Source organism: Fulvivirga sp. (genome assembly GCF_040218215.1).
In the GTDB taxonomy this organism is placed as follows: Bacteria; Bacteroidota; Bacteroidia; order Cytophagales; family Cyclobacteriaceae; genus Fulvivirga.
Genome location: NZ_JAVJQL010000008.1, coordinates 220,219 through 236,171 on the forward strand (window position 1 = coordinate 220,219; position 15,953 = coordinate 236,171).

Here is a 15,953-nt window from a genome sequence, read left to right on the forward strand (position 1 = left end):
AATTCAATCTATAAATCAATGAGACAATATATTTATGTTTTTGCACTAATCATTCCTATTGTTTTATCTAACTGCTCCAGCGGTAAAAAAGCATATGAAAAAGGGGATTATTACAGTGCAGTGCTAAAAGCAGTAAACCGGCTACGACAAAACCCATCTCATAAAAAGTCTAAGGAGGCTTTAAAAAGAAGTTATCCTTTAGCCCTCCAAACTGCTGAGCAAAATGCCAATACCGTATTATCGAGCAATGCTCAATTCAAATACAAAAACGCACTGGGGCATTATCAGCAAATAAATACTATGTATAATGAAATACGTGCCTCCCCCGGTGCCCTTAGCGTGATTAGTAATCCAAAAAATTATTTTGCACAAGTATCAACATTAAAGCAGCAGGCCGCTGAAGAAAGTTATGAAGAAGCGCTCATACTTTTGGCAAGGGACACACGTGAAGATGCAAAAGGTGCTTACCTATTATTCAGAGAGGCTAACTCATTTGTTCCCAACTATAAAGACGTTCGTGATAAGATGGATGAAGCCAAGTTTATGGCTACTTTAAAAGTGGTGGTTGAGCAAATACCTGTGCCCTCTAGATACAATTTAAGCGGTAACTTCTTTCAGGATAAAATTGAAGAATACCTTCATACCCAGTTTAGAAGTAATGAATTTGTCCAGTTTTATACCCCAAGAGAAGTGAAGGCCAACAACCTGCCTTTTGTTGATCAGTACCTGAGATTACAATTTGATGATTTTGTAGTTGGGGAAACCCACACTGAAAGAAGCACTGAAAAAGTAAGCAGGGACAGTGTTAAAACAGGTACGGTATCCACAAGGGCTGGGGAAAAAGATGTATACAGTACCGTATCGGCCACGTTGGTTATAAACCGAAAAGAAGTGCGTTCACGTGGTCTGTTAAGTATGCGTGTCACCGATGCAGATACAAAAGCAGTACTTACACACCGGAAATTCAATGGTGAATTTATATGGTTTTCACAATGGGGCAATTTCAATGGTGATGAAAGAGCGCTAACAGAGGATCAATTTAAGATATGCCAACAGCAAGAGATACTGCCCCCGGATCCTCAGACATTATTTATAGAATTCACCAGACCGATATATGATCAGCTAGTCCCAGCTGTAAATGATTTTTATAGGAGGTATTAATTTACCTCCTTTTCACAAACCTTTTCTTTCCCTTCGATTTTGGCCTTGATGGATTATATGAAGGAGCCTCGCCTAATGATTCAGGTACTTTTGCCTTAGGCACTGGCGCACCTAATAGCTCTTCTATCTGAAGAAAATCTCTTTGTTCTTTTTCATTAACAAATGTAAAAGCCGCGCCTTTGGATGCCGCTCTTGCTGTACGCCCTATTCTGTGGATATAATCCTCGCCATCATTAGGTACGTCATAATTGATAACAAGCTCGATATCTTCAATATCTATACCTCTGGATAGAATATCAGTGGCCACAAGAATGTTCAGTTTCTTATTCTTAAAAGCCTGTAAAACCTTCTCCCTTTCTTTCTGTTCCAAATCAGAATGTATTTCCTCTGAAAGGAAATTCATCTTTTTCAATTCCCTATTCAACTGCTTTGTTGCAGACTTTGTGCTACAAAACACTATCACACTTTGAAGTTTTTTAGCACTAAGAATGTATTTGGCCAGTTCAATTTTCTGACTGTCATAAACAATAAATGCAGCCTGAACTATTCTTTCTGCAGGCTTAGAAACGGCTATATTAATCTGTTCGGGATCTTTTAAAATAGTCTTTGCCAGTTCCCTGATTTTAGGAGGCATAGTTGCAGAAAACATCAAGTTCTGCCTCTCTTTGGGCAAATAAGAAACAATCTTCATCAAATCCTCATTAAAGCCCATGTCCAGCATCCTGTCAGCTTCATCCAGGACCAAATATTTAAGTTTATCCACCTTAACATACCCCATATTTAAATGGGCGATAAGCCTGCCCGGTGTACCAATAATCATATCTGCTCCTTCTGATAGTGCCACCTTTTCCCTTGCAAAGGATGACCCATCACCCCCTCCATACACTGCCAGTGAACTTACTGATGTAAAATAAGATAAGCCTTCCATCTGCTGGTCAATTTGAACAGCGAGCTCGCGCGTGGGCACTACCACTAATGCCTTTATACTGCCATCATGCGGATTATTCAATATATGATGGATTACTGGCAACAAAAAGGCTGCAGTTTTACCTGTCCCTGTTTGTGCAGAGGCTATAATGTCTTTTTTATCTAATATTACCGGGATGGCTTGCTCCTGAACGGGCGTTGCTTCCTCAAATCCTATCGCCTGTATACCTTCCAATAATTTGGAATCAAGGCCGAAATCTACAAACTTCACTTATTTACTTGCTCTTTTCTTTCTCTAAACATGCAATTTAGACAAAATATGCAGAATAGCAGCGTTGAAAACATTATCATTGTAAGAATCAATTTAGAACTATAAATGCGCATTGAACAAATAATATTCGACTGCGATGGTGTGCTCGTAGATACTGAAATTGTATCGGCAGAAGTGATGGTAGCACTTCTTAAGAGCCTGGGCCAAAAAATAGAAATCAAATATTTCCTTTCTGAATATACAGGCAAAACATTTAGGGCAATTTTCGAAGACATGACCATTGACCCTCGTGTTGATATTGATATGCTAATTAAGAATGTGGAAGAGCGTGTTTATCAGGATTTAAGAGCTATTGAAGGCATGGGTTATCTTGCCAGAAAAGTAGATTTACCTAAGGCCGTAGTTTCTAATAGCAACATATGGCAGATTGAAAAGGCCTTGACTGCAACGAAATTGCTAGATGTTTTTGAGCATAGGTTTAGTGCTTCAATGGTATCTAAACCAAAACCAAGTCCTGATATCTACCTTCATGCAGCTGAAACCCTTGGTAAATCACCTGCGAACTGTCTGGCCATTGAAGATAGCGTGAGTGGCTGTACTTCTGCTTTATCTGCAGGAATGAATGTTATAGGTTTTTGTGGAGGCCAGCATATAACTTCCAGTCATAGAAATGAACTTATTAAAATAGGGGTTCCATTTATTGCAAACTCGGCCATTGAACTGGAAGGCTTATTAGAAAAAGTAACAAAAAACGAGTTAGATTTCTCTAACTCGTAAGTATTTATTTAGGTTGATGTTTTCTAGCTGATCAGGCTTTGGTAGTGTATTTTGATACATCTACTGCCACCATCATAATTTTTCCTACAGACCCATCCCTGCTCTTTATTGGGGCATAACTCTCAACCATTTGGATGGTCTTACCTCCTTTTCCAACTCTTTCGAACTCACCATATTTTGCAATGCCTAACGCAAGATCTTTCCAAAACTGCTTATAGGTGTCGGATGTCTTATCATCCTTGCTTGCGAATAGCTTATGGCTTTCCCCTAGTACTTCATCTTTGTAATACCCAGTAATATCAAGGAAGTTTTGATTAGCATTGATCACATAACCATCGGCATCAAACTCAATCATAGCAACAGATGAATTGATAGCTTCCATTGTGCTCTCTGCTTCCGCCTGCCCTCTTTGCATCTCTTCCTGTGTGGCTTGCAGCTCTTCCATATTCTGGCGCATCTCCTCTTCCTGAGAGCGCATCTGCTCGGTCATTTCCTGAGACTCTTCCAACAATTTCTGGGTTTTAGCATTGATCTTAACAGAAGATACTGTTGAAGCAATACTCTCAGCAATTTTCTGAACAAACTCTACTTCGTAATCTTCGAACACTTTGAAGGAAGCAATTTCCACTACTCCATAAATCTCTTCGTTCACCTTTAGAGGCACAATTAACACACTTTTAGGATTTGCATCCCCAAGACCTGAAGTTATTCTAATGTAATTATCGGGAACTTCAGTGAGGTAAATGGTATCCATTTCTTGCCACACCTGACCAGCGAGACCCTCTCCTTTATGTATTTTCTGATTAATGTATTTCTTCTTGTCCCAGGCATAACAAGCCAACAAAGACATATAAGGCTCGCTTTCTTCGGTATCGTCAATAATATAAATACCACCCTGATTACAGCCCATATAAGTTACAAGGCTTCTTATTATATCATCAGATAATTTCTCAAGGTTATCATTATTTCTTCTTAAAATATCCCCAAACTTAGCCAAGCCTTCAGTTGACCAGTTTCTTTTCTGATCTTCTTCTGCAACCCTTGAAAGGTTGCTTCTCATTTCAAGAAGCGCATTACCCAAAACATCATGATCACTTAATGGCTTATACTCTGAATCGTACTTACCGTTACCAATATTTTCTGCAAAAATGGTGGTGGACCTTAACCCTTTAATCAGGTTGTCCATGGCATTGGCCATTTCTCCAATCTCATCATTGTTGAATTTCCTACTCTGATCATCAACCAGTTCCCCTTTACCAAGTTTAACTACAATATCCTTAATATAATTAATAGGAACAGTGATAGACTTGGCCATGAAATAAGCACTTAATAAGCCAATCAATATAATAATAGCACCGAGTATGAGCGTTATATTTATCAATTGGTTAGTTGCTGCAATCAGGTCATCATCAGACTCCTGTGTAGTTTCCTGTTGCATTCTGGCTACTTCATCTAATTTTCTAATGATAGAAGCAGTCATTGGAATAACCTGGCTTTCTATAGCATCTTCAGCTAAAAGTTTGGTTAAAGGATCTTCATAGTTTTCGAATGTTACTAACTGGCTCATTACCTCTTGCTCAACTACTAACAAAGCCTCAAACTCTGTTCTAACAGTATCCATTAAGAAACGCTGGCTGTCATTCTCCCAAGAACTTTCAAGGTCAAGAATTCTTTCTTTCAATGCTGGATAGTCCTGATCGTGCAATACCCTCAATGCATCTTTATCATCAACATTACTTTGAACATATACCCAGTTAATAATTAGCATTTTAGACTGCGTAACAAGCAATTTAAAATCACTGATAGCTTCTTTACTTGGCCTAATAATATCCGAAGACTTCTTTACTACTGTATCAATGCTATTGCTCGTGACAAATATTACAGCAGCATTGAAAACAAACAATACTATAAGGATTAGGAAACCTCCAAAGATTTTGTTTCCAATTTTCAATTTCATCTTTCGCATAAGTTGCTAATTAATAAGCGTTAAATAAAGATTTATATTATTATAGCTAATCTCGTTAATTCTGTAGACACTTTTAAACCAGCTTCTTCTACCGCATGTCTATTTAATTCAAAGGCCAATTTACTATTTCTTTCAACAAAGTTAATAGCACTGCCTTCCATACCTAGCCCCTCAGTCTCTGTAATTAATAAAGTATTGGTAGTATTAACCTTTGATTTTATATCTCCAAAACTGTCTGAAGCACCCTTAGAAACAAATAATATATCTGTGGGTGTTACATTGGCACTACTAGCAAACTCTTTAATAATTATATCCCTTGAACCTGCTTTTTTTGCTGAAGCCATTTTCTTTAAATGTTCAATTATTGGAGAATCTCCAACAACTCCTATTACAAAATCACCTTCTATCGTTGGCCACTGTACATATCTGATAAAACTATAGATATACACCGTATGCAGTTGGTAATTTTGTGCAAAAGCCACTGAGCTCGACAACAACATGATAAAAACTACTATCCCCTTTAAAAATCCAACTCTTTTCATACCAACAGTAAATTAACCTGCAATTAATTTAATTTCAAAAATTAAGTTCAAAATAACAATTTAAATACTAATAACCTTCAAGTAATGCATGTTTGATAATGTCCGTCCTTTGACAATACCTCTCAAACAATTAAATTATCTAAACTTTTTAAGATTTCTTAAGTTAAAGTACCCAAAGATAAAAATATGAATTATAAGAAAGTAGCGGGAGTATCTTTCGTCCTTTTATTGATGTTTTCTTCCTGTAGTAAAAGCCAGGAAACCCAGAAGACAATAGTAAAGAAAATGGAACCGAAGATCGAAAAGACAGATGAAGAGTGGAAAGCGCAGCTTACGCCAGAAGAATACCACGTGCTAAGAGAAAAAGGTACAGAAATGGCCTTTACTGGTGACTTATGGGACAATCACGAAAAGGGTACTTATACCTGTGCTGCCTGTGGGGAAAAGTTATTTAGTTCAAAAACAAAATTTGAGTCAGGAAGCGGATGGCCAAGTTTTTTTGAACCAATTAACCAGGAAAATGTTCTTATTGAAAGTGATACAACTTTCGGAATATTAAGACAAGAAGTTGTTTGCTCTAAATGTGGTGGCCATTTAGGACATGTGTTTGACGATGGCCCAGAACCTACAGGGTTAAGATATTGTATCAATTCCGTTTCAATGGATTTCGTAAAGGAAAAGTAATAGTTTGTTTGTTAAGTAAGAAAGCTGGCTTCTAAAGGGTCAGCTTTTTTTATGGAGGATATGCAAGTCTTCAAAGCCAACGTCTATTGAGTGATGAATAGGCATAATGTGACCTTTCTAACTATATTTGTCTGCTTTAAAAAGACTGGGATTTGAAATACGATATAATAATAATTGGAGCTGGTATTGTAGGACTTGCTACTGCTCTTAAAGTGTTAGAAAAACGACCTGATTTAAAAGTCTTAATACTTGATAAGGAAGATGATGTTGCCAAACACCAGACAGGGAACAACAGTGGTGTTATTCACTCTGGATTATATTACAAACCGGGCAGTTTAAAAGCCACCAACTGTATTAATGGCTATCATCAGATGATTGAATTCTGTACCAAGCAGGACATCCCATTTGAGCTGTGTGGCAAAATTGTAGTCGCTACTTCTAAGGAAGAAATCCCATTGCTGAATAACCTAACAGAACGAGGAAAACAAAATGGCCTTGACAACTTAAAACCATTGGAGGCTGAAGAGTTAAAAGAATATGAATCTCATGTAGCAGGTGTAAAAGGGCTCTTTGTACCTCAAACAGGAATTGTGGATTACACCTTAGTATCAAAAAAATATGCCGAATTGATAAAAGCTGGTGGTGGCACCCTTCAGCTAGGAGAAAAGGTTTTAGACATTAAAACAGGAAATGGCTCCTCCACCGTTGTCACAAACAAGTCAACTTATGACACCAAGCTCATTGTCAATTGTGCTGGACTATATTCTGATAAGGTTGCCAAATTCACCAACCAGAAACTTAACGTCAAAATAATTCCTTTTAGAGGTGAGTATTATAAGCTGACAAAAGAAAAAGAGAGTTTGGTAAAGAACCTGATATACCCTGTGCCCGATCCTAACTTCCCATTTTTAGGTGTTCATTTTACACGTATGGCCAAGGGTGGTGTGGAAGCAGGGCCTAATGCCGTATTGGCTTTTAAAAGAGAAGGCTATAAGAAATCAGATATTAACCTTTCCGAGTTATCAGAATCGCTTTTATGGCCAGGATTTCAAAAAGTAGCCATGAAATATTGGAAGACTGGTTTTGGCGAGATGTATCGCTCTTTTTCAAAGGCAGCATTTACCAAAGCATTACAAAAATTATTGCCTGAAGTAACAGAAAAAGACCTTGCACCTGGTGGTTCTGGTGTTCGTGCTCAGGCCTGCGACAGAAATGGAGGTTTGATAGATGACTTTTTAATTGTGGAAAATGAATTTGCCATTAATGTTTGTAACGCTCCTTCCCCGGCAGCTACTTCTTCCCTATCCATTGGTGATCATGTGTCGGATTTAATTATGAAACATTTCTAAATGTTATCACCTGATGAAATAAAGAGATATCAAAGGCATTTTGTGCTACCCAATTTTGGCCAGGAAGCACAGGAGAAATTAAAAAACTCAAGTGTGTTAATTGTTGGTCTCGGAGCCCTGGGCAGTCCGGTGAGCCTTTATTTAGCTGCAGCAGGTATTGGGAGGCTTGGTTTGGTAGATGCTGACAGTATAAATATCACCAACCTACAACGTCAAGTCCTTTATAGGGAACAGGATATCAATGCAAAGAAATTAGATAGAGCCGTTGACAATATTGCTCAGCTCAATCATAATGTAATTTTAGATGCGCACCCCTATTTTCTAAACAGTGACAATGCTCTTGAAATATTGGCTGATTATGATCTTGTTATAGATTGCACCGACAACTTCCCAACAAGATATCTGGTTAATGATGCCTGCATTCTTCTTAATAAGCCATATGTCTATGGCTCCATTCATCAATATGAAGGTCAGGTTTCCGTTTTTAATGCAAACAGTGACATTAACTATAGAGATCTTTTTCCGGAGCCCCCAAACCCTGAGTCCGTTCCTAATTGTGAAGAAGGTGGAGTACTTGGTTCGCTTGCAGGCATTATTGGCAGTATTCAGGCCAATGAAGCTATAAAATTATTAACCAATATTGGTGAGCCGTTAATTGAAAAGCTTTTTATATTTGATTCATTAACACTTGATACCAGAAAGATCAAGCTAAAATCAAAAAACACTAAAGCGTCCGTCAAATCATTAATTGATTATGACGAATTCTGTAAAATAAAAAACAAAATGATCAAAGAAGTAACTGTTAAGGAATTGCATCAAATGATGGAGAATAAGGAAGATTTTCAACTTATTGATGTTAGAGAACCCAATGAAGCTGAAATAAGTACACTTAATGGCGAGCTGATTCCTTTAGGACAAATACCTGAGAATGAAGATAAAATTGAAAAATCTAAGAAGGTGGTAATACATTGCAGAAGCGGTGCCAGAAGTGGCCAGGCTGTAAATTATCTGCAAGGTAAGTTGGGGCTTGATAATTTATATAATCTAAAAGGCGGCATTTTGGCCTGGGCCGATGAGATTGATCCAACAATGGAAAAGTATTAAATTATTAGAGATGACCATTTCAGAAAAGGCGAAATACCTTTTTCAAAAAGGTGAATTTATAGGTGACAGGCACTACCTGGGATGTAAAAAACTTCTTTATTCCCTAAATGGCAAGTTTTACGAAATATCATATTTAGCAAACGAGAATGTCATTGACTTTATAGAATCCCGATCTATCAACTTTGCAGTGAAGTATTATGCCGATGCCATTGACATCGGCAATGTTTAATCAACAGCAGCCAATACTGATTTTAAGAACTCATTAAAGTCAAAAGACCCACGAACTTTGGTCTGCCCCATTCGCACAATCACCATATCCTTTGAAGGTATTATAAACACGCGCTGTCCTTCAAAGCCATTGGCACTGTAAAGGTCAGCAGGAGCATCTGGATACAGACGATTCTCAGGGTTATCCTGTTGCCCGGCATTTAACCAAAAATGAGCCCCATACTCTCCTAATGGAGCCTTATCAGTTGGTGTGGAAATATAGCTAGCCCAGTTTTTAGGAAGCAACTGCTCGCCATTCCATGAACCTCCATTCAAATAAAACTGACCAAATTTAGCCCAATCTCTAGGAGAGGCATACATATATGATGAGCCAACATATGTACCTGATGCATCAGGTTCCAATACTGTAGTGGTCATGCCAAGCGGTGAGAACAAGCGATCTCGCAAATAATTATGATATTTCTCTCCTAGCCTTTCTCTGGCAATTCGAGATATAATGTTGGTGGTTCCGCTTGAATAGTACCAATAATCATCAGGCTGATGTTCTAATGGCTGATGAGCAGCAAAAGCACCCATATCAGCACTTTTAAAAAGCATATTGGTAGCTGAGCTGGGCCCAGCATAGTTTTCTTCCCATTCCAGTCCGCTCGACATTCTGAGTAATTGATCCAGCGTAATCTCACTACGTTGGTCATTCTTCCAATCTTCAATTAGATTGTTATCGCTTATTTTTATTAAACCGTCTTTGACCATCAGACCCATCATTGTTGATGTTATGCTTTTTGTCATTGACCACCCTATTTGAGCAGTATTTTGATCAAAACCTTCAGCGTACTTTTCTCCAATAAGATACCCTTTATATAATACCACTACCGCACGTGTATTGATTTTAACATCAGGCTTGTTTTCCGCAAAGGCATTGTCAATGGCTCTATTTAAAGCCTCATAGTCTACATTCTCAAAAATGGTATCTGATTCCGTTAAGCCATATGGCCATACAAGCGAGTCCGGAGCAGTTGCAATGGGTGCCAGATTGATTTCTTGCGATCTGATCTCCTCTTCAGGTATTTCAGAGATTAGCGTACAACCCAGCCCTTTTCTAAATATAGCTTTCTTACTTGCGGTTCCAAACACACTACCCGTAGCTGAACTATCGGCCATATTGACTTCGAAAGTACCAAGACTTAATGGCATACTGCCTAATTCATCTGCCAGCACAGATTCTTGAGTTCTACCTGCTACAAAAACACAGGTACATAAATTCTTGGCCCCATAGCCGCTGATGATAGGAAACGCCTGCCAAACGTAACTCAAGCCATAAACAAGACCTCCTGCCAGTATCAATAGAAAAAATAACTTCGCCTTTTTCATTTAGTGTTTAATTTGAGTTCCTGTATAAAGATCATCTGCTTCACCATCCTGATCCCAGTCTATATAACCAGAAAATGAAACCGTATCATTTTTTATTTGTGCAAAATAGGCATTATCAGTTCCATCCTGACTCATAATTAATGAGTCTCCCTTGACAAACCAAGTCCCAGTAGATGTCATTATTATTTCATCATCCAGACTTCTATATTCAGACACAAAAGTGCTGTCACCATTATATGTCGTAACAATTGGTTTGATCTGTAAAATTTCCTCCCACTTGTCCTGCGGTACATGAACAATAGAATCTCCACCATTAGTTTTGATGATGACTTTTATCTCAAGGTTATGCCATTTGCCAATTAAAAGCTCACTTATTGAAGGGGCTGATGTATCTTCTACTCTACTCTCATCACTTTTTTTGTTCTCGCAAGATATCAGTAAAGTAAAAAATAAAGCAATAGGTAATATTTTGTTCATCCGTATTTTAATTTAGCGCAAAATACTAATTATTGGAGATTGTGGACGGAACAATAAGAGAAAATATCAAACCTGGAAGTAAGGTCGCCATTGTACTAAAAAAGGATCAGCGATCGGGTATATTAACTGAAGGAGTAGTAAAAGATTTACTAACCAAATCTCCTAAACACCATAGAGGCATAAAAGTAAGACTGACCGATGGACAGATAGGCAGGGTTCAGGAGGTTTTTTGATTAGAGTAAAGTAGCACCCCTATGTTGTAAGGTATGCCAACACAACTTAGCTTGTAAGGAAAATAGATTATTCACAAATCAGTTTAAACTTTACTGCTACTTTTTCTGAATCAGAATCCATAGAGGAAATTTTCAAATCACCAGTAACAGTACCTCTATTTTCTACAACAGAATAGGCCACCGTGCCCTTTTCATCAATATTGAGGTATGAGGTACCAGCATTATTGAAGTTTATAGTGGCAAGATAGTCGTGGTCAAGTAGATGATATTCTCCCGGTTTAATTTCAAGGCCGTTAGTCAATAAGGTAACGGTAAATTGATAGTCAAGATCCTCATTGACAGAGGTGAAAACCAATAAATTTGATTCTTCACCTACACCCCCCAATTCAACACAGGATGTTTGTTTCAATAAATATTCCTGACCACTTACTATTAAATAACTGGCCTCTTGGGTTTCAAATATCTTATCCACTGATTGATTCTCACTTTTGTTGCTACAGCTAAAGCATAGAGAATACAAGAAAACCCCGAATGTAATTGAAACTATTTTCTTCATTTTTTCAGCAAATATATCTGTTGTTTTGAACTTTATTAACTCTTGATATAAAATTTTTACGTTTATATAATTGACTTATTTTGTCGACAATATTCTTCATTTAAGTTTAGCATACGGTTCAAAAACTTCTAAAGGCAGAACACAAGAAAAATCAAACAATATCATTACATATTTAGGGCATTAAAAAACTCCAGTGCCCTTACTTCCATATAATTGACTTCAGAATTGGGCAATGTAAAACCAACATGCCCACCATGTTCTGGAGTTTCTAAAAAAAGGAATTCACTTCTTTCACAAGCTTCAAAAGGATAGCAGGCTTCACCTAAAAAGGGATCATTCAAGGCATTGCAAATCAAAACTGGCCGCTGTGTTTGTTGCATATATTTGCCAGCACTGGCCTTTTCATAAAAGTCAAAAGCATCTTTAAAGCCATGGATTGGTGCGGTGTATTGATTATCAAAATCGATAAAGGATTTGATATTCTCAAAACCATTATACTCTACCAGTTCTGGGTATCGCTCGGCCTTGGCTTTAATCTTTACTTCCAATTTCCTCAAAAATCGCTTTTGATAGAACTTAACAGACGATGATGAAAGTGCATCTACACTAGATTTCAAACTGACGGGTATTGAAAAAGCCACACCTCCTATGATTTTATCTGATAGCTCTTCCGCCTGCTCTCCAATATACTTTGTCGTCAGGCTGCCTCCCATGCTAAAGCCAACAAGCGCCACCCCTTTATAATCCCTGGTTTTTAACGCATGACCAATTACAGTATCAAGATCGTCAGTAGCACCATGATGATAAAACCTTGGCGTTTTGTTGATTTCCCCACTACAACTCCTGCAATTCCAAGCCAGCACATCCCAACCATTTTGAAAAAAGTATTTTGCCATACCTTTAACATATGGCCGTTCGCTGCTACCTTCCAACCCATGGGAAATAACCACCAGTTTATCAGAATCATTCTTTAGCCAGTCAATGTCAAGAAAGTCATTATCCTCAGTAATTATCCTTTCCCTCTGGTATTCAACACCTTCAACTTTTCTGAATGTACTTGGAATAATAGTGGCCAAATGACCATTTCTAAGAAAAAATGGCGGCTTATACTTTGATTCTATCAATGGCATTTGGCAAATAAAAACCAGTTATCCCTAACAACATCGATTATTACCAAATAAATAATACAGATGGTCTGAATGCAAGATTTAGGTTAACTTCAAGAATCAGTTAAACTCATGAAGCGCTCAATAGGAATTATACTGGCCGTTTTACTTTGCCTGCCGTTGCTGGTACTGGAAAGCACCATTTCTATTGAAAAGTATTACTTAAGAAAGGAAGTCAAACATCGGATGATGGATGGTTTGAAAAATGATGAGCTGGTAAAAATATCACTCTCTAAAAATGACGCTGCCCGTCTTTTAAGATGGGAAAAACCTCATGAATTTGAATTTCAGGGAAGAATGTATGACATAGTCAGGAAGGCTGAAACTGAGGATAATGTCACTTATTGGTGCTGGCCAGACTCTGACGAATCATATCTAAATCAGTTATTAGGCTCCATCATCAACAAATCATCTGACAATAGGAAATCAGATAAAACTGATGCAGTGATCAGTTTTTTAAAGTCCATTTACTTTTCAAATAAGACGAGCCTGTCTGTCAGCACAGGTTACAGAATCCTATCTTATCACTATAAAATTTCAGGATATGTTAGCCGGAAATTTAAACCCTCTACCCCTCCACCTGACCATAAATATTTAACATGATTTAAATATTTATTAACCATTCCATGGCTTACAGAGTAGGCCATAGAACTAGACATTTTATTCATTAATGAAAAAATACTACTACTTAATGCTCGTCATTTTGATGAGCATGAGTGCGTATGGCCAGACTTTAACGGTTGTTGACAAAAAGTCAAGTGAACCCATAGAGCTTGCTACTGTAGCAAGCAAGTCGCCAAACGCATTTGTAACAACAGATGAAAACGGGCAAGCCGATATTAGTGAACTGCGGGGTTCCAATAAAATAGAAATCCGGATTATCGGATATACAACTTTCTACACCAGCTACGAGAAGTTGGAACTTATTGGTTTCAGGGTGCTGATGGAAAGGTCTACCTTATCTATGGATGAGATAGTGATATCGGCCACCAAATGGGAGCTTTCCAGCTCGGAAGTTCCTTCGAAGATTACAGCCATTAGCGCTGAAGAAGTGGCGTTGCAAAATCCGCAAACAGCTGCAGACCTGTTGAATGTTTCGGGGAAAGTTTACGTTCAGAAAAGCCAGCAAGGTGGCGGAAGCCCGATGATTAGAGGGTTTGCTACCAACAGGCTGCTTTACACCATCGATGGAGTAAGAATGAACACGGCCATATTTCGTGGTGGAAACCTTCAGAATGTGATCAGTCTTGATCCTTTTGCCATTGAAAGCACCGAAGTTTTCTTCGGGCCAGGCTCAGTTATTTATGGTAGCGATGCCATTGGCGGTGTCATGAGTTTTCAAACCCTAACACCAGGCCTTTCAACCGATGATGAATTGCTAATTAAAGGCAATGCCTTGGTAAGAACCTCTTCTGCCAACAATGAGAAGACCGGGCATTTTGATGTTAATATTGGTGGAAAAAAGTGGGCATTTGTATCAAGCTTTAGCTCTTGGGACTATGACCACCTTAGGCAGGGAAGCGATGGCCCTGAAGACTACCTGAAACCCTATTTTGTCCAGCGCCAAGATTCCACGGACATTGTGATAAGTCAGGATGACCCTTTGCTGCAGGTGCCAACAGCTTATTCTCAAATTAACACAATGCAGAAACTAAGGTTTAGCCCAAATGCTCAATGGGATGTTCAATATGGCTTTCACTTTTCAGAAACTTCATCCTATGGGAGGTACGACAGGCATAACCGGATGAGAAACGGTACGGCCAGGTATGCTGAATGGGACTATGGCCCTCAAAAATGGATGATGCATAATTTTGTGCTATCACATGAGGGTATAGGTACTATTTACGATCGCATGAACCTAAGAATGGCTTATCAAAAGTTTGAAGAAAGCCGGATAGACCGGTCATTAAATAGTGATACAAGAAATACCCAAACGGAAAAAGTGGATGCCTACTCTTTAAACCTGGACTTCCTGAAAGCTATTGGCTCTAAAAATATGATCAACTATGGGATTGAGTATGTGACCAATGAGGTAAATTCGACTGGTTTAGAAACGGACATATCAACAAACTCAAGTGTTGAGGGGCCATCCAGGTACCCGCAGGCTACCTGGAAATCGATGGCGCTTTATCTTAATAATCAGTATAAAGCCACTGAAGAGTTGTCAATACAGGCGGGTCTGCGGTATAATCAATTCATGATTGATGCTGAGTTTGATAACAGGTTTTACAACTTTCCTTTTGAAAATGCCGAATTGAACAATGGCTCATTGACTGGAAGTTTAGGGGCTGTTTACCGCCCAACAGAGAAACTGGTGCTCAATGCCAACTTTGGTACAGCCTTCCGATCACCAAATATTGATGATTTGGGCAAAGTGTTTGATTCAGAGCCCGGGGCAGTAACCGTTCCTAATCCAGATTTAGAAGCTGAATATGCTTATAATTTTGATCTAGGTATTGCTAAGGTGTTTGGGAGCAGCCTAAAGCTCGATGCAACAGCTTACTATACCATACTGAATAATGCCATGGTTAGAAGGAATTTCACGCTGAACGGCTCAGATATGATTGATTACCAGGGCGAGCTGAGTCAGGTGCAAGCCATTCAAAATGCTGCTACAGCTACAGTATATGGACTGCAAGCTGGTTTAGAGCTTACGTTGCCAGATGGATTTCAGTTGATCTCTGACCTTAACTATCAAAAAGGTGAGGAAGAGCTGGATGACGGCACAACAAGTAGCTCAAGGCATGCCGCACCCCTATTCGGTACGTCAAGATTGAAATTCAATCACGACAAAGTGGATTTGGAGTTTTATGTAAGCTATCAGGGCGAAGTGGCCTTTGAAGATCTGGCAGTAGACGAGCGTAGCAAAGATGAGATTTATGCTAAAGACTCCAATGGCAACAACTATGCACCGTCATGGTACACCTTGAATTTGAAGGCCATGTTTCCTGTGTCTGATAAGATATCAATATCCACAGGCCTGGAAAATATCAGCGATCAGCGATACAGGCCGTACAGCTCTGGAGTATCGGCCCCAGGCCGCAATTTTATCATAGCATTACGCGCGAAGTTGTAAAATTAATGAAGAGGTAATATGCTAAAGCCAATTGATAAAAGCCGTTGATATAGCTTTGCGGAGGT

16 protein-coding genes are annotated in these 15,953 nt (G+C 38.6%); 9 read left to right on the forward strand and 7 right to left on the reverse strand.

Features of this window, described 5'->3' with window-relative positions; translation table 11 throughout:
* Window positions 1-18: 18 nt before the first annotated feature.
* The gene (locus RIB54_RS03135; protein ID WP_350099232.1) at window positions 19-1,161 is read left to right on the forward strand and encodes a hypothetical protein; all 1,143 of its coding nucleotides are present in this window, start codon (window positions 19-21) and stop codon (window positions 1,159-1,161) included.
* A gap of 1 nt (window position 1,162) precedes the next feature.
* Here RIB54_RS03135 and RIB54_RS03140 read toward each other — a convergent pair whose 3' ends face one another.
* Window positions 1,163-2,359, reverse strand: a complete 1,197-nt coding sequence (locus tag RIB54_RS03140; protein WP_350069921.1) for a DEAD/DEAH box helicase — start codon at window positions 2,357-2,359, stop codon at window positions 1,163-1,165.
* Window positions 2,360-2,464: 105 nt separating this feature from the next.
* On the opposite strand from RIB54_RS03140, the gene RIB54_RS03145 reads away from it, so the two are divergent.
* Window positions 2,465-3,136, forward strand: coding sequence for an HAD family hydrolase (locus RIB54_RS03145; protein ID WP_350069918.1), 672 nt, complete (start codon window positions 2,465-2,467; stop codon window positions 3,134-3,136).
* Window positions 3,137-3,167: 31 nt separating this feature from the next.
* Here RIB54_RS03145 and RIB54_RS03150 read toward each other — a convergent pair whose 3' ends face one another.
* Window positions 3,168-5,102 (reverse strand): GAF domain-containing protein, encoded by a 1,935-nt coding sequence (locus RIB54_RS03150; protein WP_350099233.1) that lies wholly within the window; start codon window positions 5,100-5,102, stop codon window positions 3,168-3,170.
* A gap of 32 nt (window positions 5,103-5,134) precedes the next feature.
* Entirely contained in the window at window positions 5,135-5,644 is a 510-nt protein-coding gene (locus RIB54_RS03155) for a YfiR family protein (RefSeq protein ID WP_350069913.1), read from the reverse strand.
* A 186-nt stretch (window positions 5,645-5,830) separates the two neighbouring features.
* Here RIB54_RS03155 and msrB point away from each other — a divergent pair, with 186 nt between their 5' ends.
* The 4 genes from msrB (at window position 5,831) to RIB54_RS03175 (ending at window position 9,010) form a co-directional block, all read left to right on the forward strand.
* Window positions 5,831-6,328 (forward strand): peptide-methionine (R)-S-oxide reductase MsrB, encoded by a 498-nt coding sequence (msrB, locus tag RIB54_RS03160; protein ID WP_350069910.1) that lies wholly within the window; start codon window positions 5,831-5,833, stop codon window positions 6,326-6,328.
* Window positions 6,329-6,480: 152 nt separating this feature from the next.
* A complete protein-coding gene (lhgD, locus tag RIB54_RS03165; RefSeq protein ID WP_350099234.1) occupies window positions 6,481-7,677 on the forward strand; it encodes an L-2-hydroxyglutarate dehydrogenase in 1,197 nt (398 codons plus the stop codon).
* The gene (gene moeB, locus RIB54_RS03170; RefSeq protein WP_350099235.1) at window positions 7,678-8,781 is read left to right on the forward strand and encodes a molybdopterin-synthase adenylyltransferase MoeB; all 1,104 of its coding nucleotides are present in this window, start codon (window positions 7,678-7,680) and stop codon (window positions 8,779-8,781) included.
* A gap of 10 nt (window positions 8,782-8,791) precedes the next feature.
* Window positions 8,792-9,010 carry a hypothetical protein gene (locus tag RIB54_RS03175; RefSeq protein WP_350064100.1) on the forward strand — a complete coding sequence of 73 codons (219 nt, stop codon included), beginning with the start codon at window positions 8,792-8,794 and terminating at the stop codon, window positions 9,008-9,010.
* On the opposite strand, the gene RIB54_RS03180 is transcribed toward RIB54_RS03175, so the two are convergent.
* Together RIB54_RS03180 and RIB54_RS03185 are read right to left on the reverse strand one after the other, a co-directional pair.
* Entirely contained in the window at window positions 9,007-10,380 is a 1,374-nt protein-coding gene (locus RIB54_RS03180) for a serine hydrolase domain-containing protein (RefSeq protein ID WP_350099236.1), read from the reverse strand. The two genes, RIB54_RS03175 and RIB54_RS03180, sit on opposite strands and share 4 nt — an antisense overlap.
* Entirely contained in the window at window positions 10,381-10,857 is a 477-nt protein-coding gene (locus RIB54_RS03185; RefSeq protein WP_350099237.1) for a hypothetical protein, read from the reverse strand. It abuts the gene before it with no gap.
* A 41-nt stretch (window positions 10,858-10,898) separates the two neighbouring features.
* Here RIB54_RS03185 and RIB54_RS03190 point away from each other — a divergent pair, with 41 nt between their 5' ends.
* Window positions 10,899-11,090, forward strand: a complete 192-nt coding sequence (locus tag RIB54_RS03190) for a YwbE family protein (protein ID WP_350064094.1) — start codon at window positions 10,899-10,901, stop codon at window positions 11,088-11,090.
* A gap of 67 nt (window positions 11,091-11,157) precedes the next feature.
* On the opposite strand, the gene RIB54_RS03195 is transcribed toward RIB54_RS03190, so the two are convergent.
* On the reverse strand, window positions 11,158-11,646 hold the full coding sequence (locus RIB54_RS03195; RefSeq protein WP_350099238.1) for a hypothetical protein: 489 nt from the start codon (window positions 11,644-11,646) through the stop codon (window positions 11,158-11,160).
* A 164-nt stretch (window positions 11,647-11,810) separates the two neighbouring features.
* The gene (locus RIB54_RS03200; RefSeq protein WP_350099239.1) at window positions 11,811-12,776 is read right to left on the reverse strand and encodes a YheT family hydrolase; all 966 of its coding nucleotides are present in this window, start codon (window positions 12,774-12,776) and stop codon (window positions 11,811-11,813) included.
* Window positions 12,777-12,884: 108 nt separating this feature from the next.
* On the opposite strand from RIB54_RS03200, the gene RIB54_RS03205 reads away from it, so the two are divergent.
* On the forward strand, window positions 12,885-13,415 hold the full coding sequence (locus RIB54_RS03205) for a hypothetical protein (protein ID WP_350099241.1): 531 nt from the start codon (window positions 12,885-12,887) through the stop codon (window positions 13,413-13,415).
* 67 nt (window positions 13,416-13,482) lie between these two features.
* A complete protein-coding gene (locus RIB54_RS03210; RefSeq protein ID WP_350099242.1) occupies window positions 13,483-15,888 on the forward strand; it encodes a TonB-dependent receptor in 2,406 nt (801 codons plus the stop codon).
* Window positions 15,889-15,953: the final 65 nt, after the last annotated feature.